Origin of the sequence: Agromyces kandeliae (genome assembly GCF_009674665.1) — a bacterium.
Taxonomy (GTDB): Bacteria; Actinomycetota; Actinomycetes; order Actinomycetales; family Microbacteriaceae; genus Agromyces; species Agromyces kandeliae.
Genome location: NZ_WKJD01000016.1, coordinates 266,873 through 286,007, shown reverse-complemented (window position 1 = coordinate 286,007; position 19,135 = coordinate 266,873). Strand labels below are relative to the sequence as shown.

At 72.8% G+C, this 19,135-nt stretch carries 20 protein-coding genes and 1 tRNA gene; 10 read left to right on the top strand and 11 right to left on the bottom strand.

What is annotated here, in order from left to right; translation table 11 throughout:
- Positions 1-27: 27 nt before the first annotated feature.
- Positions 28-1,044 (bottom strand): pirin family protein, encoded by a 1,017-nt coding sequence (locus GJR97_RS11560; protein ID WP_154346580.1) that lies wholly within the window; start codon positions 1,042-1,044, stop codon positions 28-30.
- 132 nt (positions 1,045-1,176) lie between these two features.
- On the opposite strand from GJR97_RS11560, the gene GJR97_RS11555 reads away from it, so the two are divergent.
- Entirely contained in the window at positions 1,177-1,686 is a 510-nt protein-coding gene (locus tag GJR97_RS11555; RefSeq protein ID WP_154346579.1) for a hypothetical protein, read from the top strand.
- Between the two features lie 26 nt (positions 1,687-1,712).
- Here GJR97_RS11555 and GJR97_RS11550 read toward each other — a convergent pair whose 3' ends face one another.
- Positions 1,713-2,240 carry a glycine cleavage system protein R gene (locus GJR97_RS11550; RefSeq protein ID WP_154346578.1) on the bottom strand — a complete coding sequence of 176 codons (528 nt, stop codon included), beginning with the start codon at positions 2,238-2,240 and terminating at the stop codon, positions 1,713-1,715.
- A 200-nt stretch (positions 2,241-2,440) separates the two neighbouring features.
- Between GJR97_RS11550 and GJR97_RS11545 the strand changes: the two genes are divergently transcribed.
- The 5 genes from GJR97_RS11545 (at position 2,441) to GJR97_RS11525 (ending at position 8,178) form a co-directional block, all read left to right on the top strand.
- Positions 2,441-4,963, top strand: a complete 2,523-nt coding sequence (locus tag GJR97_RS11545) for an ATP-dependent Clp protease ATP-binding subunit (protein ID WP_129234413.1) — start codon at positions 2,441-2,443, stop codon at positions 4,961-4,963.
- Between the two features lie 117 nt (positions 4,964-5,080).
- Positions 5,081-6,247: a M20 family metallopeptidase gene (locus tag GJR97_RS11540; protein ID WP_229276226.1), complete on the top strand. Its 1,167-nt coding sequence runs from the start codon at positions 5,081-5,083 to the stop codon at positions 6,245-6,247.
- 4 nt (positions 6,248-6,251) lie between these two features.
- Entirely contained in the window at positions 6,252-6,761 is a 510-nt protein-coding gene (locus GJR97_RS11535) for an amino-acid N-acetyltransferase (protein WP_154346577.1), read from the top strand.
- A 74-nt stretch (positions 6,762-6,835) separates the two neighbouring features.
- The gene (locus GJR97_RS11530) at positions 6,836-7,504 is read left to right on the top strand and encodes a hypothetical protein (protein WP_154346576.1); all 669 of its coding nucleotides are present in this window, start codon (positions 6,836-6,838) and stop codon (positions 7,502-7,504) included.
- Between the two features lie 266 nt (positions 7,505-7,770).
- Complete coding sequence (locus GJR97_RS11525) at positions 7,771-8,178, top strand: dehydrogenase (protein ID WP_154346575.1); 408 nt, start codon at positions 7,771-7,773, stop codon at positions 8,176-8,178.
- On the opposite strand, the gene radA is transcribed toward GJR97_RS11525, so the two are convergent.
- Together radA and GJR97_RS11515 are read right to left on the bottom strand one after the other, a co-directional pair.
- Positions 8,175-9,542, bottom strand: coding sequence for a DNA repair protein RadA (gene radA / locus GJR97_RS11520; protein WP_154346574.1), 1,368 nt, complete (start codon positions 9,540-9,542; stop codon positions 8,175-8,177). The two genes, GJR97_RS11525 and radA, sit on opposite strands and share 4 nt — an antisense overlap.
- A gap of 9 nt (positions 9,543-9,551) precedes the next feature.
- Positions 9,552-10,418 carry an SGNH/GDSL hydrolase family protein gene (locus GJR97_RS11515; protein WP_154346573.1) on the bottom strand — a complete coding sequence of 289 codons (867 nt, stop codon included), beginning with the start codon at positions 10,416-10,418 and terminating at the stop codon, positions 9,552-9,554.
- A gap of 127 nt (positions 10,419-10,545) precedes the next feature.
- On the opposite strand from GJR97_RS11515, the gene GJR97_RS11510 reads away from it, so the two are divergent.
- Positions 10,546-10,635: transfer RNA gene (locus tag GJR97_RS11510), tRNA-Ser, on the top strand.
- Positions 10,636-10,961: 326 nt separating this feature from the next.
- Here the strand turns inward: GJR97_RS11510 and GJR97_RS11505 are convergent.
- Positions 10,962-12,044, bottom strand: a complete 1,083-nt coding sequence (locus GJR97_RS11505) for a DNA polymerase IV (protein ID WP_154346572.1) — start codon at positions 12,042-12,044, stop codon at positions 10,962-10,964.
- A 120-nt stretch (positions 12,045-12,164) separates the two neighbouring features.
- Here GJR97_RS11505 and GJR97_RS11500 point away from each other — a divergent pair, with 120 nt between their 5' ends.
- Positions 12,165-12,428 carry a GlsB/YeaQ/YmgE family stress response membrane protein gene (locus GJR97_RS11500; protein ID WP_154346571.1) on the top strand — a complete coding sequence of 88 codons (264 nt, stop codon included), beginning with the start codon at positions 12,165-12,167 and terminating at the stop codon, positions 12,426-12,428.
- A gap of 88 nt (positions 12,429-12,516) precedes the next feature.
- Here the strand turns inward: GJR97_RS11500 and GJR97_RS11495 are convergent, their stop codons facing one another.
- The 3 genes from GJR97_RS11495 to GJR97_RS11485 all read right to left on the bottom strand — a co-directional run bounded on the left by GJR97_RS11495 (position 12,517) and on the right by GJR97_RS11485 (position 14,902).
- Positions 12,517-13,353, bottom strand: coding sequence for a universal stress protein (locus GJR97_RS11495; protein WP_154346570.1), 837 nt, complete (start codon positions 13,351-13,353; stop codon positions 12,517-12,519).
- Positions 13,354-13,442: 89 nt separating this feature from the next.
- Entirely contained in the window at positions 13,443-14,195 is a 753-nt protein-coding gene (locus GJR97_RS11490; protein WP_154346569.1) for a glutamine amidotransferase, read from the bottom strand.
- Complete coding sequence (locus GJR97_RS11485; RefSeq protein ID WP_154346568.1) at positions 14,192-14,902, bottom strand: LysR family substrate-binding domain-containing protein; 711 nt, start codon at positions 14,900-14,902, stop codon at positions 14,192-14,194. Before GJR97_RS11485 ends, GJR97_RS11490 begins: the two co-directional genes overlap by 4 nt.
- Before the next feature lie 139 nt (positions 14,903-15,041).
- On the opposite strand from GJR97_RS11485, the gene GJR97_RS11480 reads away from it, so the two are divergent.
- Positions 15,042-15,443, top strand: coding sequence for a DUF5997 family protein (locus GJR97_RS11480; protein ID WP_154346961.1), 402 nt, complete (start codon positions 15,042-15,044; stop codon positions 15,441-15,443).
- 48 nt (positions 15,444-15,491) lie between these two features.
- Here the strand turns inward: GJR97_RS11480 and GJR97_RS11475 are convergent, their stop codons facing one another.
- Positions 15,492-16,124 carry an alpha/beta hydrolase gene (locus tag GJR97_RS11475; RefSeq protein WP_154346567.1) on the bottom strand — a complete coding sequence of 211 codons (633 nt, stop codon included), beginning with the start codon at positions 16,122-16,124 and terminating at the stop codon, positions 15,492-15,494.
- A gap of 94 nt (positions 16,125-16,218) precedes the next feature.
- Between GJR97_RS11475 and GJR97_RS11470 the strand changes: the two genes are divergently transcribed.
- Positions 16,219-16,800, top strand: coding sequence for an NUDIX hydrolase family protein (locus GJR97_RS11470; protein ID WP_154346566.1), 582 nt, complete (start codon positions 16,219-16,221; stop codon positions 16,798-16,800).
- Positions 16,801-16,865: 65 nt separating this feature from the next.
- On the opposite strand, the gene GJR97_RS11465 is transcribed toward GJR97_RS11470, so the two are convergent.
- Entirely contained in the window at positions 16,866-17,369 is a 504-nt protein-coding gene (locus GJR97_RS11465) for a GNAT family N-acetyltransferase (protein WP_154346565.1), read from the bottom strand.
- A gap of 95 nt (positions 17,370-17,464) precedes the next feature.
- Complete coding sequence (locus GJR97_RS11460) at positions 17,465-19,027, bottom strand: DEAD/DEAH box helicase (protein WP_154346564.1); 1,563 nt, start codon at positions 19,025-19,027, stop codon at positions 17,465-17,467.
- Positions 19,028-19,135 lie beyond the last annotated feature (108 nt).

Below are 19,135 nucleotides of genomic sequence, written 5' to 3'. Positions count from 1 at the left end.
CGGCCGTCGGCGTGCGCGGGGTGCGGCTCAGCGCCGCGGCTTCAACCGCACGGTCGGCAGCTCGGGCGCCGGGAGCGGGTCGCCGTCGTAGCCGCCGACGGTCCCGAACGGGCCGTCGGGGTCGTTGCGCGCGATCACGTCGGACTGCCAGCGGCGGCGGAACTCGACGATCTCGTCGTGGGAGCGGCCGATGAAGTTCCACCACATCACGAGCTCCTCGTCGAAGGGCACGCCGCCGAGCAGCACGATGCGGACCGGGTCGGAATCGGCGCGAACCCGCACGCGCTCGTGACCGCGCTCGAGGTGCGCGAGCTGCGCCCACGGCACCTCGGCGGCCGTGCCGTCCCCGGACGCCTCGACGAACGCGGGCCCGGCGTCGACCAGGATGCCGTGCTCGAACGTCGGATCGAGCGGAAGGTCGACCGAGCCGCCCGCCGGGAGGTCGACCTGCGCGCCGAGGAGCGGGGAGAAGACCGTGACCGTCGCGGCCGCGGCATCCGTCGTCTCGCCGTCGCCCGCGAGCTCGCCGACGAAGACGCGCACCGTCGCGTCGCCGATCCGGAACGGCGTCGTGTCGGCGTGCTCGAAGAACGGCGCGACCGATCGCGCGCCCTCGGGGAGCGCGACCCAGAGCTGGACGCCGTGCAGGCGCGTCGTGCCGGCGGTGGAGACCTCGGAGTGCGAGATGCCGCGTCCTGCGGTCATCAGGTTGACGCCGCCGGGCCGCACCAGTTCGCGGCTCCCCGTCGAGTCGCGGTGCTCGATCTCGCCCTCGAACAGCCAGCTCACGGTCTGGAGACCCGTGTGCGGGTGCGGCGGCACGACCATGCCGCCCGTCTCCGCGACGTCGTCGGGACCGTAGTGGTCGGCGAAGCACCAGGCGCCGATGGTCGTGCGACCTCGCTGCGGGAGCGTGCGGCGGACCGGCATCGCGCGGGGGCCGCCGAGCGGCACCTCGCGATACTCGTACACGTCGACCCCCGGGCCGGTGGTCGCGTCGGGCGGGCAGAGCAGTTCGACGGGATCGCGCTCGAGGTTGCTCATTCCCGCATCCTACGCGCGGGTGCCGACCCTCCGCGGGGCCGGCCGCGACGGCCACGGCGCCCACCTCCGACGCGCCGACGGTAGGGCCGGAGGTCCCGTCCGGCGGGGGCGACCGCGTGGCAGCATGGCGCCATGACTTCGCTCACCGGACCTCGTCGTCTCCTCCTCGCCGGGCTCGCGATCGCCTCGGCGCTCGTGCTCACGGGCTGCAACCCGGGATCCGGCGCGGTCGAGGACTTCTCCGGCCTCCCCGTCGCGGAGGAGGAGGCCGCGGGCGAGGCCGGCGGCGAGGAGACGGACCTCGGCGGGTCCACCGAGGAGGAGACCGACGAGGAGGACGTGGTCGAGGCCGAGCCGACCGGCGACGAGCCCTACGTGCAGTACCTCGACGACGGCGGCAAGCTGGCGATCACGATCTGGGGCTCGTCGACCTGCCCCGTCGTGCCGACCGAGCTGAAGGTCGTCGCCGAGGCGGGCGAGGGCAACGCGGTCGAGGCGGTGCTGCCCGAACCCGAGACCCGGCCGTGCACGGCCGACTTCGTGCCCCACACCACGGTCTTCTGGACCCCCGTGTACACCACGACGACCGAGCCGCTCGAGGTGACCGTCGGCGACCAGGTCGTCACCGTGCCGATCAAGTAGTCGCCGGACCCTCGGGTCGACCGGCGTCAGCCGTGCCCGAGCGTGAGGTCGACGAACAGTTCGCTCGCCACCCGCTCGAGGTCGTCGCGCACGTCGGCGGGGTCGCCGCCCGGCGGCACCCGCACCACGAGGTGCGCCTCGAACAGCCGGCCGCCGGCCATCGGCGCGTCGCGCTGGCCGGTCGTGATCGTCTCGATGCTGAGCCCGTGCCGGGCCAGCACCGCCGAGATGTCGCGCACGATGCCCGGGTGGTCGTTGCCGATCAGGTCGATGCGCAGCGGCGTCCAGACGGCGGATGCCCCGGCCTCGGCCGTCTGCTCGACGCCCGGGTGCGCCGAGACCTCCATCAGCCCGTCGAGGCCGTCGAGCGCGGCGCGGAGCGCCGCCTCCTGCTCGGCGGGCACGTCGACCACGACGATGCCGGCGAACTGGCCGGCGAGCTCGGCCATCTGGCTCTGCTCCCAGTTGCCGCCGTGGTCGCCGATGACGTCGGCGAGCGCCCCGACGAGTCCGGCGCGGTCGTCTCCGATGACGGTCAGCACGAGTCTGGGCATGCGTGCATCAAACCACGTGGCGGCGGGTGCGGTCGACCCCGTGGCATCCGCACCGGGGCCCGCGCGAGGCATCCGCTCGCCCCGCCGCGACGAACCACGTCGTGAGCGTGCGCCCATGGCGAACAGCGGCCCACCGCGGAGCAACGGTCGTTACCGTTGAACGTAACGACGCCCCTACCCGGCGTCGGCGAGGAGTTGAGATGTTCGAGAGATTCACGGACCGAGCCCGTCGTGTCGTCGTCCTGGCCCAGGAAGAGGCCAAGATGCTGAATCACAACTACATCGGCACCGAGCACATCCTGCTCGGCCTCATCCACGAGGGTGAGGGCGTGGCCGCGAAGGCGCTCGAGTCGCTGGGGATCTCCCTCGATGCCGTCCGCGAGCAGGTGCAGGACATCATCGGGCAGGGCCAGCAGCAGCCGACCGGGCACATCCCGTTCACCCCGCGCGCCAAGAAGGTGCTCGAGCTCTCGCTCCGCGAGGCGCTCCAGCTCGGCCACAACTACATCGGCACCGAGCACATCCTGCTCGGCCTCATCCGCGAGGGCGAGGGCGTCGCCGCCCAGGTGCTCGTGAAGCTCGGGGCCGACCTCAACCGCGTGCGCCAGCAGGTCATCCAGCTCCTCTCCGGCTACCAGGGCAAGGAGCAGGTCCAGGTCGGCGCGAACGAGCAGCAGCAGCCCCAGGGCGGCTCGCAGATCCTCGACCAGTTCGGCCGCAACCTCACGCAGGCCGCGCGCGACTCCAAGCTCGACCCGGTCATCGGCCGCGAGAAGGAGATCGAGCGGGTCATGCAGATCCTCTCGCGTCGCTCCAAGAACAACCCCGTGCTCATCGGCGAGCCCGGCGTCGGCAAGACGGCCGTCGTCGAGGGCCTCGCGCAGGCGATCGTCAAGGGCGAGGTGCCCGAGACGCTGAAGGACAAGCAGCTCTACTCGCTCGACCTCGGCTCGCTCATCGCCGGCTCGCGCTACCGCGGCGACTTCGAGGAACGCCTGAAGAAGGTCACCAAGGAGATCCGCACGCGCGGCGACATCATCGTCTTCATCGACGAGATCCACACCCTCGTCGGTGCGGGCGCCGCCGAGGGCGCGATCGACGCCGCGTCGATCCTCAAGCCGCTGCTCGCCCGCGGCGAGCTGCAGACCATCGGCGCCACCACGCTCGACGAGTACCGCAAGCACTTCGAGAAGGATGCCGCGCTCGAGCGCCGCTTCCAGCCGATCCAGGTCGCCGAGCCGTCGCTCCCGCACGCGATCAACATCCTGAAGGGGCTGCGGGACCGCTACGAGGCGCACCACAAGGTGTCCATCACCGACGGCGCGATCGTCGCGGCTGCGAACCTCGCCGACCGCTACATCAGCGACCGCTTCCTCCCGGACAAGGCGATCGACCTGATCGACGAGGCCGGAGCGCGCCTCCGCCTGTCGATCCTGTCCTCGCCGCCCGAGCTGCGCGAGTTCGACGAGAAGATCGCCGTCGTGCGCTCCGCCAAGGAGACCGCGATCGAGGAGCAGGACTTCGAGAAGGCCGCGTCGCTGCGCGACGAGGAGAAGAACCTGCTCGGCGAGCGCCTCCGCCTCGAGAAGCAGTGGAAGTCGGGCGAGGTCAAGACGACCGCCGTCGTCGACGAGGGCCTGATCGCCGAGGTGCTCGCACAGGCGACCGGCATCCCGGTGTTCAAGCTCACCGAGGAGGAGTCCTCGCGACTCGTCTTCATGGAGAAGGCGCTGCACGAGCGCGTCATCGGCCAGGAGGAGGCGATCTCCGCCCTGTCGAAGACGATCCGCCGCACCCGCGCCGGCCTCAAGGACCCGAAGCGCCCGTCGGGCTCGTTCATCTTCGCCGGCCCGACCGGCGTCGGGAAGACCGAGCTCGCGAAGGCGCTCGCCGAGTTCCTGTTCGACGACGAGTCGGCGATGATCTCGCTCGACATGTCGGAGTACGGCGAGAAGCACACGGTCTCGCGCCTGTTCGGCGCCCCTCCCGGCTTCGTCGGCTTCGAGGAGGGCGGCCAGCTCACCGAGAAGGTGCGCCGCAAGCCGTTCTCGGTCGTCCTGTTCGACGAGATCGAGAAGGCCCACCCCGACATCTTCAACTCGCTCCTGCAGATCCTGGAGGAGGGTCGCCTCACCGACGGCCAGGGCCGGGTGGTCGACTTCAAGAACACCGTCATCATCATGACGACGAACCTCGGCACGAAGGACATCTCGGGCGGCCCCGTCGGCTTCCAGGTCGAGGGCGACACCCGCACGGGCTACGACCTCATGCGCGCGAAGGTGAACGAGGAGCTGAAGAAGCACTTCAAGCCGGAGTTCCTGAACCGCGTCGACGAGATCATCGTGTTCCCGCAGCTCAGCAAGGAGGAGCTGCTGCAGATCGTCGACCTGTTCATCAAGCGGCTCAGCGAGCGCATGCTCGACCGTGACATGACCGTCGAGCTGACCGTCCCGGCCAAGGAGCGGCTGATCGAGGTCGGGTTCGACCCGGCGCTCGGCGCCCGGCCGCTGCGCCGCGCGGTGCAGCACGAGGTCGAGGACCGCCTGTCGGAGAAGATCCTGCACGGCGAGCTCAACTCGGGCGACCACGTGCACGTCGACTTCAAGGACGGCGAGTTCGTCTTCACGACCACGCAGCGGGCACTGCCCGTCGGCGTCGGGGTGAACACGGGCGCCGCGATCGGCACCGGGCCGGCGACGCCCGACCTGGCCGCCGGCCAGTAACCCCGAACCACGACGAGGGGCGGATGCTGCGGCATCCGCCCCTTCGTCGTCTCGGGCGCGCTACGGCGATATCGTCGAATGGTCGTTCCCCGGACCTGGACTGCGAGGCGAGCCGTCATGAGACATCCGTTGCTGGACTGGGCCGATGCGAGCCTGGCCGAGATCCTCCACGACCTCGAGCGACTGGTGAGGGTCGAGTCGCCGTCCGCCGACCACGCCGCGGTCGCACGATCGGCCGACGTCGTCGCCGAGATCGGCGAGCAGCGGATCGGCTTCGCCCCCGAACGCATCGTCGTCGACGGATGCACCCACCTCCGTTGGCATCTCGGCTCCCCTGAGCCCGATGCCCCGCGCGTGCTCCTGCTCGCCCACCACGACACCGTCTGGCCGATCGGCTCGCTCGAGACCCACCCGTTCTCCCTCCAGGACGGCGTGGTCCGCGGGCCCGGGTGCTTCGACATGCTGACCGGGCTGGTCATGGCCGTCCACGCCGCGGCCCACCTCGGGCATCTCCCCGATGCCGCCGTGACCCTGCTGGTCACCGGCGACGAGGAGCTCGGGTCGCAGACGTCGCGCGCGCTGATCGAGCAGGAGGCCGACGGATGCGTCGCCGCCCTCGTGCTCGAGGCGAGCGGGGACGGTGGCGCGCTGAAGATCGGACGCAAGGGCACGTCGACCTACCGCGTCGAGATCGCGGGCCGGGCCGCGCACGCGGGCCTCGAACCCGAGAAGGGCCTCAACGCGACCCTCGAGCTCGCGCACCAGGTCGGCGTCGTCGCCGGGTTCGCGGATGCCTCGGTCGGCACGTCGGTCACGCCGACCGTCGCCCGCAGCGGCACGACCATCAACACGGTGCCCGCGCACGCCTCGTTCGACGTCGACGTGCGCGCCCTCACGGTGGAGGAGCAGGAACGCGTCGACGCGGCGTTCCGCTCGCTCGTCTCGTCGACCGGGGCACGCATCGCGGTGCACGGCGGCGTGGGGCGCCCGCCGCTCGAGATCGCCGCCACCGAGGGCGTCTGGCGTCGGGCGCGCGCCGTCGCCGACGAGCTCGGGATGTCGCTGCCCGACGCGATCGTCGTCGGCGGCGCATCCGACGGCAACTTCACCGCCGGGATCGGCGTGCCCACCCTCGACGGGCTCGGCGCCGTCGGCGGGGGAGCGCACGCCGACCACGAGCACGTCATGGTCGAGGACATCCCCGCGCGTACCGCGCTGCTCACCGGGCTCATCGTCGACCTGCTCGGCGTGGACGGGCCGGGCTCGTCCGGCGCAATACGATGAGCGGATGACGCAACCGCCCATCACCGTGCGCCGGGCGCGCACGCCCGACGTGCCGAAGATCGTGGACCTCGTCGAGCCGCTCGTCGCCCGACGCATCCTGCTCGGCAAGGAGCGCGTCGACCTCTACGGCGCGGTGCAGGAGTTCCGCGTCGCCGAGACGTCCGACGGCACGGTCGTCGGCTGCGGAGCGCTGCATGTCATGTGGGAGGACCTCGGCGAGATCCGGACGCTCGCCGTGGGCGAGGAGTGGCTCGGCCACGGGGTCGGCCACGCGCTCCTCGCCGCGCTCGAGTCCGATGCCCGCGAACTCGGCCTGAGTCGCCTGTTCTGCCTGACGTTCGAGGTGTCGTTCTTCGGTCGGCACGGCTTCGAGGACATGGGTGCGGAGAGCGTCGATCCGGAACTGTACGCCGAGCTCGTGCGGTCGCACGACGAGGGTGTCGCGGAGTTCCTCGACCTCGCGCGGGTCAAGCAGAACACGCTCGGCAACACGCGGATGCTGAAAGTCCTCTGAGCGTTCCTCATCGGCGTCGGGGCACGCCGCGCGCCCGCGCGTCCCGCTTCGCCGCGCGGCCGTAGCCTGAGCCCATGTCGACCAACCGTCCCGCGTCAGGGCGCCTGCCCGCTGCCGTGTACCGGCGCCGTCGGCTCATGGTGCTCCTGGGCCTCGTCGCGGTGATCGTCGCGGTCGTGCTCGTCTTCGTGCGCCCGGGCGCGAGCCAGGGCGACACCGTCGGCGCGACCACGCCCGCGAGCGCGCCGCCGACGGCTCCGACGACCGACGGCGCGACCGCGACGGATGCCGCCGAGCCGCCGGCGAGCGAACCCGCGGCCGAGCCCGCCGCCGATGGCGATCCCTGCAGGGCGGACCAGATCACGGTGGAGGCCGTCACCGATGCGGCCGTCTATGCGGCGGGCGAACAGCCGAAGCTCTCGGTCACGATCACGAACACGGGCTCCAACTCGTGCGTCATGAACGTCGGCACGGCGGCGCAGGTGTTCACCGTCACGAGCGGGGCGGACACGTACTGGACCTCGACCGACTGCCAGGTCGACCCGGTCGACGCCGAGGTCTCGATCGAGCCCGGCACGCCGGTCTCCTCGAGCGAACCCATCACGTGGGACCGCACGCGGTCGAGCGCCGACACCTGCGGCGGCGAGCGGACGAGCGTCCCCGCCGGTGGCGCGTCGTACCACCTGAACGTCAGCATGAGCGGGTTCGAGTCGTCGACGTCGAAGCAGTTCCTGCTCTACTGACCTGCGTGATTCGCACGCCCGTCGACGCAGGTCGCCGCTGCGCGGATGTGTCCGCGTGTGACGGCCTTCCGTTGATCTCGCGAGGATTGCTCAGCAGGATCGGACGTGGACTAACCATCCTGCGGTCCAAGGGGTCCGCGGCGTTACCTCGCGCCGCGGACCTCCGCTGCGGGTCTGTGCTGCGGCTCGCGCCGCGGACCTCCGCTGCGGGGCCGGCCCCTGCACCCGCGGCCGTTCGAGTGCACCGGCCTCGGTAGGCTGGGAGGATGGCCGGTGCGAAGCGTTCGAAGCCCAAGCAGCCCGTCGAGTTCCGCTCGCAGGCGCTCGCCGAGGCCCTCGAGCGGCAGGACATGGCGGCGGTCGCGCTGGCCCTCCGCAACGGCAACACGGTCGTTCCGCTCATCAAGCCCGGACCCCGCGACACGCCGCTCGACGGCGGCGAGGTGTGGACGTACCGTGATCCGAATTCGGGCGAGGTCGCGCTGCTGCTTTTCAGCGACGCCGCGCACAAGCCGGCGAACCTCCCGCCGGCCGTCGGGTTGCAGAGCCCGGCGTGGCTGAAGTCGTTCCTCACCCGGTACGAGTCGACGATCACCACGGTGTTCCTCGACATCGCCGGCCCGCACCCGATGCAGGCGTCGCCGGCCGAGCTGCTGAAGGCGCTCTCGGTCTAGAACGCCGCGTCGAGCTCGCGCTCGCGCGCCCCGGATGCCACCAGCATCGCCCGTTCGACGGCGGCACGCACGCTGCCGAGGTCGTCGTCGAGCAGCGCCCGGTAGCCGAGACGCGCCGCCTCCGCGGCGCGCTGCCGGGCCGACGCGACCGGTCGCACCTCGCCGGCGAGGCTGATCTCGCCGACCGCGGCGAGGTCGTGCGGCACGGCACGGTCGCGCATCGCGCTCGCGATCGCGACGGCGATCGCGAGGTCGGCCGCCGGCTCGATGAGGCGCACGCCGCCGACCGTGGAGACGTACACGTCGTGCTCGCCGAGCTGGCGGAGGCCCGCGCGTCGCTCGAGCACCGCGATGATCATGGCGACGCGCGACGGGTCGACGCCGTTCACGACGCGTCGCGGCTGCGGCGCCTTCGTGCCGACGACGAGCGCCTGCACCTCGACGGGCAGCGCTCGTCGGCCCTCGAGTGCGACGGTCACGCACGTGCCGCTCACGGCGTTCCGTGAGCGGCTCAGGAAGAGCCCGGACGGGTCGGGCACCTCGGCGATGCCGTCGCCCGTCATCTCGAAGCAGCCGACCTCGTCGGTCGGCCCGAATCGGTTCTTCAACGCCCGCACGAACCGCAGCGCGGTCTGCCGGTCGCCCTCGAACTGGCAGACGACGTCGACGAGGTGCTCGAGCAGGCGCGGGCCCGCGATCGTGCCGTCCTTCGTGACGTGCCCGACGAGCAGCACGGGGAGCTGTCGCTCCTTGGCGACGCGGATGAGGGTCGAGGCGACTTCGCGGACCTGGCTCGGCTGCCCGGGCAGCCCGTCGGAGAGCGCGCTCGACACGGTCTGGACCGAATCGACGATGAGCAGCTCAGGGGAGACCTGGTCGACCTGGCCGAGGATCGTGGCGAGGTCGGTGTCGGACGCGAGGTACAGCTCGTCGTGGAGGGCGCCCGTGCGCCCGGCCCGCAGGCGGACCTGCGCAGTCGACTCCTCGGCGCTCACGTAGAGCACGCGGCGGCCCGCCGCGGCGACCCTCGCCGCGACCTCGAGCAGCAGCGTCGACTTGCCGACGCCCGGCTCGCCCGAGAGCAGGATCGCGGCGCCCGCGACGATGCCCCCGCCGAGGACCCGGTCGAACTCGCCCACCCCGCTCGGACGATGGGCCGCGTCTTCGCTCTCGACGATCGCCGAGATGGGCCGCGCGGCACGACCCGCGCTCGGCGCCACGGGCTGCAGGCTGCGGACGATGCCGGTCTCGACGCCCGCCTCGACGACGGTGCCCCACTGCTGGCACTCGGCGCACCTGCCGACCCACTTGACGGTGCTCCACCCGCACTCGGTGCAACGGAACGCGGTCGTGGGCTTCGGCATGCTCCGAGACTAGGTCCGGCCCCCGACATCCGTCGGGACCCTCGCCGCGGCGACCGGCCCCGGGGCATCCGCCACCGCTCGACCCGTCGCCGTCGGCGCGACCTCGTCATCGGCGGGGAACCGCGCCGTGAGCGACGCCAGCATCGCGGGCCGGAAGGCGTCGGCCCAGACCTGGTACCCGTGGTCGTTGGGGTGGAACCAGTCGTTCGCGAAGTGGGTGAAGATGCGCCGCCACCCGCGGACGCGCGTCTCCCGGTGCAGCCGGACGACCTCGAGCCCGCGTTCGGCGGCCACCCGGCGGAGGATGAGGTTCGCCACCGCGACCCTCCGCTCGTTGTGGGGGAAGTAGAAGAAGGGCAGGTCGGCGACGAGCGCGTGCGACGGCACGGCGTCGAAGATGGTGCGGAGGTTCTGCTCGAAGGCCTCCGGATCCCACTTCGCGATGTCGTTCGCGCCGATCGAGACCGTCATGACGTCCGGACGGTACTTGGCGAGCTTCGGCAGTTGGTCCTGGACGGCGAGCGACGTCGTCGCGCCCGAGACGCTGAGGTTCACGACGCGGACGGTCCGCCCGGTGGTGTCGCGGATGAGTCGCGCGAGCAGGCCGACGTAGCTGTGGTCGGGACGGCTCGCCCCGATGCCCTGCGCCGCGCTGTCGCCGAGCGCGACGTAGAGGATCTCGCCCCGGACCTTCGCGTGGTCGCGCCACCACTTCGAGTGCACGGGAAGGGTCTCGTTCAGGATCAGGCTGTTCTCGGTGATCCGTGCGCGGAACCACCGCCAGGTCGCGCGGACCGCGAGCACGACCCCGGCGACGAGTGCGATCGGCACCAGCGCCGCGATGACGGATGCCCCGGGCGGACGTTCCTCGACCATGGCGCGACGCTAGGGCCGGTGTCTGAACGGTCGCTGAACGGACGCGGTCGTGGGGCCGTCGCGCGGCGGGCAGCCGGGGCATCCGCTCGTTTTGGCGCCTCGCGCGGAGGCCGCTATCATCGTTCTCGGTACCGTGTCCGAGCGGCCGAAGGTGCAACTCTCGAAAAGTTGTGTGCGTGAAAGCGCACCGTGGGTTCAAATCCCACCGGTACCGCCATCCTGAACCCCCGTTCCTCTTGGAGCGGGGGTTCAGTCGTTTCCGCGGTCCTCCGGAGGCCGCGTCGCCCCGAACTCGATCCCGGGCCGAGACGTTCGGGAGGACGAATCCGCCGCTCCCCGGCGTGTCGGCCAGGGACACGCCGAGAGACGCGCGGAAGTTCCTCCCGTGGGATCCGGGCCGGGCCGGGCCGGGCGGGGTGGAGTGGGGGATGGGAATCGGCCGAGCGTGGGCGTGGCGTGGCGTGGGCGTGGCGTGGGCGTCGGGCGAGCGTGGGCAGGTCGGAGCGGCAGGGCCCGCGGGAGCGGAGCGGCCGAGCGAACGCATCACCAGCCGCTGCGCGTCGGCGTGTGGCCGTCACGCGCCTCCTCGGGCATGGGCATCTCGGCGCGGACGCCGAGGAGGCGCACGGCCCGGCTCGCGTCGCGCTTGGCCGCGAGGTCGAGCACGTGGGCGAGCACTTCGGCCGGGTCGGCCGTCGGCGGCGCGATGCGGCGGCTGAACGTCTTCGTCGTGAACGGGACGTAGCGCACCTTGAGCGTGAGCCCGATGACGGGTCTGCCCTCGGCGGCGACATCGGCCATCACGTGCGCGACGAGGTCGCCGAGGGCCGCGTCGATCTCCGCCGGCTCGGTGAGGTCCTGTTGGTACGTGGTCTCGCGGCTGTGCCCTCGGGCCACCCACGGCGTGTCGTCGACGACGCGCGTGCCCTCCCCGCGCCCGACCTGGCGGTACCACGGCCCCATGCGCGGCCCGAACTCGCCGACCAGCACGTCGAGGTCGGCGTCGGCGAGCTGGGCCACGGTCTCGATGCCGTGCCCGGCGAGCCTGCGAGCGACGCGGGGCCCGACGCCCCAGAGCGCCGTCGTCGGGCGCTCGCCCATCACGGTCATCCAGTTCGCGGCGGTGAGCCGGAACACCCCGCCGGGCTTGCCGAAGCCCGTGGCGACCTTCGCGCGCAGCAGCGTGTCGCCGATGCCGACGCTGCAGTGCAGGCCCGTGCGCGCGAGCACGGCGCGCTGCAGGTCGCGGGCAGTGGCCTCGGGGAAGGCGGCGTCCACGCCGACGAACGCCTCGTCCCAGCCGAGCACCTGCACCACGGTGCCGGGGTGGGCCCGCAGCGTCTCCATGACCTCGGCGGACGCCGCGATGTAGGCGGGCGCGTCGACGGGCAGGATCACGGCGTCCGGCGCCTTCCGCGCGGCGAGGCGCAACGGCATCCCCGATCCCACGCCGAACTCGCGGGCCTCGTACGACGCGGTCGACACGACGGCGCGCTCGGTCGGGTCGCCCCGGCCGCCGACGATCACCGGCCGCCCGGCGAGCTCCGGATGCCGCAGCACCTCGACCGCGGCGATGAACTGGTCGAGGTCGACGTGCAGCACCCAGGAGTGCGCGCGTGCCCCCATGCAGCCAGACTCGCGCCGCTCGGGCACGGCCCGCAAGTACCGGAGATCGACACACCCGCACAACCTCTTGCACTCAGGAAGCATTCAGGAGGACAGTTGGCACCAACGGAAGGAGAATCGATGAGTTTCCTCGCATTCCTGCTCCTCGGCCTCATCGCCGGAGCGATCGCCAAGCTGATCCTGCCCGGTAAGCAGGGCGGCGGCTGGTTCATCACCCTCCTGCTCGGCGTCATCGGCGCCCTGCTCGGCGGGTGGCTCGGGAGCGTGCTGTTCGGCGTCGGCCTCGAGGAGTTCTGGGACCTCAGCACCTGGCTGCTCGCCATCGGCGGCGCCATCATCGTGCTGCTGATCTACGGGCTCATCGTCGGTCGCAGGAAGGCCTGACCCGCGAAGCTCCACCGGACGGCCCGGTCGACCTCGCGTCGACCGGGCCGTCGGACGTCCGGGGCGCCGGTTCGGCGCGACGGACCGCTCAGCCGGCGGGCGACCGGGATCCGTGCGTCGGCGGCACGACGATCGTCGGGCAGCGCGCGTTCGTGACCAGTGCGTGACTGACCGACCCCAGGAACAGCCGCCGCACGGGGCCGAGCCGGCGCGAGCCCACGATCACGGTGTCGTGATCCTGCGCCCGTTGGAGGAGCATCGCCGCGACGGGCCCGGATTCGACGTGCGTCACGATCTCGAGGTCGGGGTACTCGTGCCGGGCGGGGGCGAGTGCGTCCTCGAGCTCCTCGACGTCGTCGCCGACCGTGTGCGATCGGGAGCCGACGTGCATGGCGTGCAGCGCGTCGCCGACGGAGGCGGCGAACGCCGCAGCGAACCGGCACAGGTCCTGGGCGGCCGGCCCGTGGTCGACGGCAACGAGGACCCCCGAGCGGGGCAGCACGTCGCCGGTCGGGATCACCGCGACGGGGCCGTCGGCCATGCCGCAGAGCCGGACCCCGAGGCGCGAACTGTGCCAGAACTCGTCCGTCCGGCCGTTCTCGGCACCGACGACGACGAGCCTGTCGACGCCCGTGCGATCGCAGAGCGCGTCGCCCGGCTCCTCACGCAGCACCTCGAACCGGACGTCGAGCGAGGGATGCTCCGACCTGACCCGCTCGGCTGCCGCCTCGCCCTCCGTCTCGGCGATGCCGACGAGCTCCGCGGTCTCGCGATCATCGCCCGCGATGGAGTTCGGGTCGATCGCGCGCAGGAGCTCGAGCGACCGCGCCCCCTCCGGTTGCCGCTCCGCCCGGGCGATGGCCCAGGCGAGCGCCGCCTCGGACGTCCCGCTTCCGTCCCACCCGACGACCGTCGTCTCGTGCATGTCGCGCCTCCGATCCGCGTTCCACTCCGAGACTGCCCGATCCGTCCCGCCGCCGGAGAGCCGAAGGTCCGCCGGGTCGGGGGGAGCGTTCAGCCCGCCGTGCGGGCGTCGGCGAGTTCGACGAAGCGGCGGAGCATCCGCTGCGGTTCGGTGACGGATGCCGAGTTCACGCGGTCCCGCAGGGCCTCGAGTTCGTGCGCCGGGAAGTACCCGTGATGCCGGTACACCCGGGCGCGGGCGATGAAGTCGGCCGCGGAGACCTCCGGATGGAACTGCGTGGCGTACACGCTGGAACCGGCGCGGTAGACCTGCACCGGGCAACCCGCGGAGCGGGCGAGGTGGACGACGTCGTCGGGCAGGCGGCTCGTGGCCTCCTTGTGGCCGACGAGGGCGTCGAATCGCGCGGGCAGCACCCCCACGACCGGGTCGCTCCGGCCGGCTTCGGTGAGCGTGACCTCGACGGGCGCCGCCTCCTCGCCGTAGAGCGTCCCGACCTCGCCGCCGAGGACCCGGGTCAGGATGCCGATGCCGTAGCACGTGAACAGCACCGGGTGGTCGGTGGCCAGCGCGCGTTCGGCGAGGCGGGCCAGGTCGGCCTCGACGCGGCGCTGCGTCGGGTGCTTGCCGTCCTCCGGGGTCGTCACGTTGTACGGGCTGCCGCCCACGATGACGCCCGAGTACCGGCGCGGATCGAGGTCGCCGATCGACTCGACGTCGAGTCGCACGTGGTCGAGCCGGCCGGCATCGAGACCCGACGCGCGGCGCACCGACTCGTACTCGGGGCCGACCGCCTCGACCTCGGGCCGTGCCGAGAGGAACAGGAAGTCGCGCGTGTCGGTCATCGGCGCTTGCCGCCCTTCCGTCGACCCTGACCGCCGGCCCGGCGGGCGCCGCCGGCTCCGGCGCCGCGCCGCCCATGGGACGTCCGTCCCGAGCCGCCGCCTGCGCCGCGAGCATCGCGGGCGCGGCGGTCTGCGCGCGCGTCGCCGCCGGAGCCCGTGGCATCCGCCTGCCCACCGCTCCGCGAGCTGCGCGCGGTGCGGCCGCGGACGACGCCCACGAACTCCTGGATGTCCTCGTCGTCGCGGGCGACCCGCCAGACGAGCGCGATGCGCGTGGTCGGGGCATCCGCCACCGGGACCGCGACGACGTCGCGCCGATGGTGGAGGCGCGCGACGCCGTGCGGCATCATCGCCCAACCCGTCCCGGCCGCGACGAGCTCGATCGTCATCGCCGGGTCCTCCTGCTCGGGGGCCCGCGGCTCGTCGGCGAGGTCGGCCAGCGCGAGCGACTCCGCGTCGGCGAACGCGTGGTCCTTGGGGAGCACCGCGACCGCGACCTCCTCCCACAGCGGGATGACGTGCAGCTCGTCGTCGTCGACGGGCAGGCGCACGAACGCGAGGTCGGCGTCGCCGGCGCGCACCTCGACGAGCTGGGAATCCTCGTTCACGCGCGTCGCCTCGAGCGGCAGGTCGGGTCGCCGGTCGGCCCAGGCCCGGAGCCACTTCGCGGGGCTCACCCCCGCGACGTACCTCAGCCGCAGCGACACGTCCGACCTCGTTCCCGCCGCGCGCGCGGCCCTCTCAGGCTAGCGCCGGGCGGGCCGGCGCGAGGTCCGATGCACGGCGGGACGCCGACGCGACTACCGTGGAGGGGTGAACGCCGACCAGCCCCGCCAGTCCCAGTCGATGAAGCCGGAGACGGCGGCCAAGAAGCTCGGCGTCCTGCTCGATGCGACGCCCGATGACTTCCGCGCCTCGCCGGTCACGCGCGACGAGCTCGCCGCGATGCAGGCCGACCCGCCCGAGTGGCTCGCGACCCTGCGACGGGAGGGCCCGCACCCGCGGGGCGTCGTCGCCGCGAAGCTGGGCGTCTCCAACTCGGGTCTCGCCCGCGCCGGCATCACCGACCCGCTCACGACCGCCGAGATCAAGGCGCTGCTCGAGGCGCCGCCCGCGTGGCTCGTCGAGGAGCGCGCCCGCCAGGCCGGCGTGCGCGCCGAGAAGCGGCGCATCGCCGAGCGCGACGCGGAGCGTGCGGCGCGCGGCGACGAGGGTCGCGGCGGCGGCGGAGGCGGCGCCGGCGTCTGAGCCCGCGGTCCGAGGCGCGGGGCCGCGACGTGACGTGCCGCTACGCGGTCAGGCGGCGTATCGCGCCGCGAGGAAGGCCCGGACGTCGCCGATCTCGCGGTCGGACACCGAGTGGCCGAGCCCCTCGTACACGCGCTGGTCCAGCGACGCGTGCGCGGGGAGCCACTCCTGCGTGCGCACGACCGAGGTCGAGGGGATCACCTCGTCGACCGTGCCGCGCCCCCAGAAGACGGGCGGCGCGAGTTCCGCCATCCGCTCGTCGCCCTCGCGCGTGCCCGGCAGCGCGAACCCGGCGAGGCTCACGGCGAACGCGAACCGCTCCGGCGCCCGGCGCAGCAGCTCGAGCGCCATCGCCCCGCCCTGCGAGAAGCCGAGCAGGCCGATGGATGCCTCGCCCGGCGCGACGCGGTCGAGCCACTCGATCACGGCGGTCGTCGCCTCCTCGGCACCGGTCATCGCGAACTCCTCGCCCTGCGCGAGGAGCGGGAACCAGGCGTGGCCGTAGCCGGTCGAGATCGGTGCGCGGAGCGAGGCGATCGCGGGCTCGAGCGGCAGGTACGGGCTCAGGCCGAACAGGTCGCCCTCGTGCGAGTTGTAGCCGTGGAGGAGCACCAGGAGGGGCCGTCCGGCCCGGTCGGCCGGTGACGCCGACCACATCACCGCCTCGTCGTCGATCCGCATCCGGGCATCGTACCCCGGCGCGGGGATCCCGACCGTCGTCGGCCGGACGCCGCGGTTCACGGCACTCGCCGGACACGTGGGGCAGAATCGACCCATGGCCGTACGCACCCCGGACCCGGACTGGAATCCCGACGACGAACCGGTCGTCCAGCCTCCCGCCAACCCCGGCTGGCTCTCCGACCTCGAGCTCGCGGAGATCCGCGGCCGACTGCCGCTGCTCTACGTCGAGGCGGTGCCCGTGCGCGTCGACGGCGTCGGGCAGGTCACCGAGGTGGGCGTCCTCCTCCGGGCGAACGCGGTCGGCGAGATGACGCGCACGCTCGTCTCCGGGCGCGTGATGTACGGCGAGACCATCCGCGACGCGCTGTTCCGCCACCTCGAGAAGGACCTCGGTCCGATGGCGTTCCCGCTGCTGCCGGCGAGCCCGGTGCCCGCGACGGTCGCCGAGTACTTCCCGATGCCGGGCATCTCGCCGTTCACCGACGAGCGCCAGCACGCCGTCTCGCTCGCCTACGTCGTGCCCGTGACCGGCACGTGCGAGCCGCGCCAGGACGCGCTCGAGGTCACGTGGGTCTCGCCCGCCGAGGCGGCGAGCGACGCGTTCGGTGACGAGATGGAGGGCGGACGCGGCGCACTGCTGCGGCGCGCGCTCGCCGCGGTCGGCGCCCTCGACTGAGCGGATGCCGCGGGCCGGATGCCGCGGGCCGGATGCCGGCGCCGCCTCCCTGGTCGGGCTGCGCGTCAGCGCACCATCCGCACCTCGTGGATGCTCTCGCCGAGGAACGGCTCGTCGTGGGCGACGCCGTCGGCCGTGAAGCCGTTCCGCTCGTAGAAGTGGACCGCGCGCTCGTTCGCCGACGGCACCCAGAGGTAGACCGAGCCCTCGCCGACCGTCGCGTCGAACAGCTTCTGCCCGATGCCCTTGCCGTGGTGCGCGTCGAGCAGGTGGATGAAGAACAGCTCGCGCTCGCGCGGCGCATCCTCGTCGCGCGCGGGGCCCGAACCGGCGAACCCGACGATCTCGCCCTCGACCAGTGCGGCCACGTGCGTGAACTCGTCGCCCTGGCTCATCCAGTGCGTCCAGAGCTCGGCCATCCGGCGCGGCGAGAGGTTCTCGAGCGTCGCGGCGCTCACCAGCTGGTCGTAGTCCTCGTGCCAGCACTGCGCGTGGACCCGGCCGAGCGCCTCGGCGTCGGAATCACGGATCGGACGGATGACGACTTCGGCAACGACATCGGTGCTCATGGGGCTCAGGCTAACCCGGGCCGCCACCACGGGCGAAATCGACGACGGCCCCGCCACCCGAGCCGGGTGCGGGGCCGTCGAGCGCGCGGAGGGACTCAGCCCTGCGCGCGACGGTTCGTGCGCGTGTTGCGGTTCGGCGAGACGAGGCTGCCGACCCGGAGCGGCTGCTTCTGCGAACCGTGGGCGGATGCTCCGCGCTGCGCGCCGGCCGACTGGCCGCCGCGGGACTGGCCGGAGCCCTGCTTCGGTGCGTGGGCCTTCGCCTCGGCGGGGCGGCCCGAGCGGTCGCGGCGCGGTGCGGCGGGCGCGACATCCGACTGCCCCGCACGGCCTCGCCCGCGGCTCCGGCGGCCCTGGCCGGCAGGCTGCCCGCCGCCCGCTGCCCGCTCGTCGCGTGCGGCCCGCTTGCGCTGGGCGTTCGCGCCCTGCGATCGGCCGCCGCCCTGCTGCGGCTTCGCCTCGCGCGGCGCGGGCGTGACGTACGGGGCGACGTCGCCGACGAGCGCGACGACCTTGGGCGTGGTCGGCACGACCTTCTCGGGCGTCACGCGGATCTCCGCCTTGCGGAGGAGCTTGCCGAGGTCGTCCATCTGGCCGGGCAGTGCGATCGTGACGACGTCGCCCTCGCTGCCGGCGCGCGCGGTGCGGCCCGAACGGTGCAGGTACGCCTTGTGCTCCATGGGCGGGTCGACGTGGATGACGAGCTCGATGTCGTCGACGTGCACGCCGCGCGCGGCGACATCCGTCGCGACCATGACCTTGACCGAGCCGTCGCCGAACGCGGCGAGGTTGCGGTCGCGCTGGGGCTGCGAGAGGTTGCCGTGCAGGTCGACCGCGGGGATGCCCTGCTCGGTCAGCTTCTTCGCGAGCTTCTTCGCGTGGTGCTTGGTGCGCATGAAGAGGATGCGGCGGCCGGTGCCCGACGCGAGGGTCTTCACGAGCTCGTGCTTGGCGTCGGTGTCGGCGACCTGGAACACGTGGTGGGTCATCGCGGCGACCGGCGAGTGCGCCTCGTCGACCGAGTGGAGCACCTCGTTCTGCAGGTAGCGCTTCACGAGCCGGTCCACGCCGTTGTCGAGCGTCGCCGAGAACAGCAGGCGCTGGCCGCCGGAGGGGGTCTTGTCGAGGATGCGCGTCACGACGGGCAGGAAGCCGAGGTCGGCCATGTGGTCGGCCTCGTCGAGCACCGTGATCTCGACCGCGTCGAGGTGGGCGAAGCCCTGCTTCATGAGGTCCTCGAGGCGGCCCGGCGTGGCGACGACGATGTCGACGCCGGCGCGGAGCGCGTCGACCTGGCGCTTCTGGTTGATGCCGCCGAAGATCGTGGTCGCCTTCAGCCCGTAGGCGGCGGCGAGGGGCTCGATGGTCGCGGTGATCTGGGTGGCGAGCTCGCGGGTGGGGGCGAGCACGAGGCCGAGCGGCCGACCGGCGCGGCGGCGGCCGCCGGCGAGGGTCGTGCCGAGGCGCGCGACCATGGGCAGCGCGAACGCGATGGTCTTGCCCGAGCCGGTCTTGCCGCGGCCCAGGACGTCGCGTCCGGCGAGCGTGTCGGGCAGGGTGTCGGCCTGGATGGGGAACGCGGTGGTCTTCCCGTCGGCGGCGAGGGCGGCGACGAGGGGTGCGGGCACGCCGAGCGCGCCGAAGGTGATGTCGGTCAAGGGGGTCCGTTTCGGGAGGGCACGGCCGGGGCGCACCGGTGCGCGATGCGGCAGCGGCGGATGGACCCGGCGGTGGGTGGTGGCGAAGACGCCGGGCGGCGAATCCGT

Excerpts from the sequence above, each read along its gene's own strand:
- GJR97_RS11475 (WP_154346567.1), bottom strand. The coding sequence starts at position 16,124 with ATGCGGATCGACGACGAGGCGGTGATGTGGTCGGCGTCACCGGCCGAC.
- GJR97_RS11505 (WP_154346572.1), bottom strand. The coding sequence starts at position 12,044 with ATGGGGGCACGCGCGCACTCCTGGGTGCTGCACGTCGACCTCGACCAG.
- GJR97_RS11535 (WP_154346577.1), top strand. The coding sequence starts at position 6,252 with ATGACGCAACCGCCCATCACCGTGCGCCGGGCGCGCACGCCCGACGTG.
- GJR97_RS11515 (WP_154346573.1), bottom strand. The coding sequence starts at position 10,418 with ATGGTCGAGGAACGTCCGCCCGGGGCATCCGTCATCGCGGCGCTGGTG.
- radA (WP_154346574.1), bottom strand. The coding sequence starts at position 9,542 with ATGCCGAAGCCCACGACCGCGTTCCGTTGCACCGAGTGCGGGTGGAGC.
- GJR97_RS11480 (WP_154346961.1), top strand. The coding sequence starts at position 15,042 with ATGAAGCCGGAGACGGCGGCCAAGAAGCTCGGCGTCCTGCTCGATGCG.
- GJR97_RS11540 (WP_229276226.1), top strand. The coding sequence starts at position 5,081 with ATGAGACATCCGTTGCTGGACTGGGCCGATGCGAGCCTGGCCGAGATC.
- GJR97_RS11555 (WP_154346579.1), top strand. The coding sequence starts at position 1,177 with ATGACTTCGCTCACCGGACCTCGTCGTCTCCTCCTCGCCGGGCTCGCG.
- GJR97_RS11500 (WP_154346571.1), top strand. The coding sequence starts at position 12,165 with ATGAGTTTCCTCGCATTCCTGCTCCTCGGCCTCATCGCCGGAGCGATC.
- GJR97_RS11560 (WP_154346580.1), bottom strand. The coding sequence starts at position 1,044 with ATGAGCAACCTCGAGCGCGATCCCGTCGAACTGCTCTGCCCGCCCGAC.
- GJR97_RS11490 (WP_154346569.1), bottom strand. The coding sequence starts at position 14,195 with ATGACCGACACGCGCGACTTCCTGTTCCTCTCGGCACGGCCCGAGGTC.
- GJR97_RS11525 (WP_154346575.1), top strand. The coding sequence starts at position 7,771 with ATGGCCGGTGCGAAGCGTTCGAAGCCCAAGCAGCCCGTCGAGTTCCGC.
- GJR97_RS11470 (WP_154346566.1), top strand. The coding sequence starts at position 16,219 with ATGGCCGTACGCACCCCGGACCCGGACTGGAATCCCGACGACGAACCG.
- GJR97_RS11545 (WP_129234413.1), top strand. The coding sequence starts at position 2,441 with ATGTTCGAGAGATTCACGGACCGAGCCCGTCGTGTCGTCGTCCTGGCC.
- GJR97_RS11530 (WP_154346576.1), top strand. The coding sequence starts at position 6,836 with ATGTCGACCAACCGTCCCGCGTCAGGGCGCCTGCCCGCTGCCGTGTAC.
- GJR97_RS11550 (WP_154346578.1), bottom strand. The coding sequence starts at position 2,240 with ATGCCCAGACTCGTGCTGACCGTCATCGGAGACGACCGCGCCGGACTC.
- GJR97_RS11465 (WP_154346565.1), bottom strand. The coding sequence starts at position 17,369 with ATGAGCACCGATGTCGTTGCCGAAGTCGTCATCCGTCCGATCCGTGAT.
- GJR97_RS11495 (WP_154346570.1), bottom strand. The coding sequence starts at position 13,353 with ATGCACGAGACGACGGTCGTCGGGTGGGACGGAAGCGGGACGTCCGAG.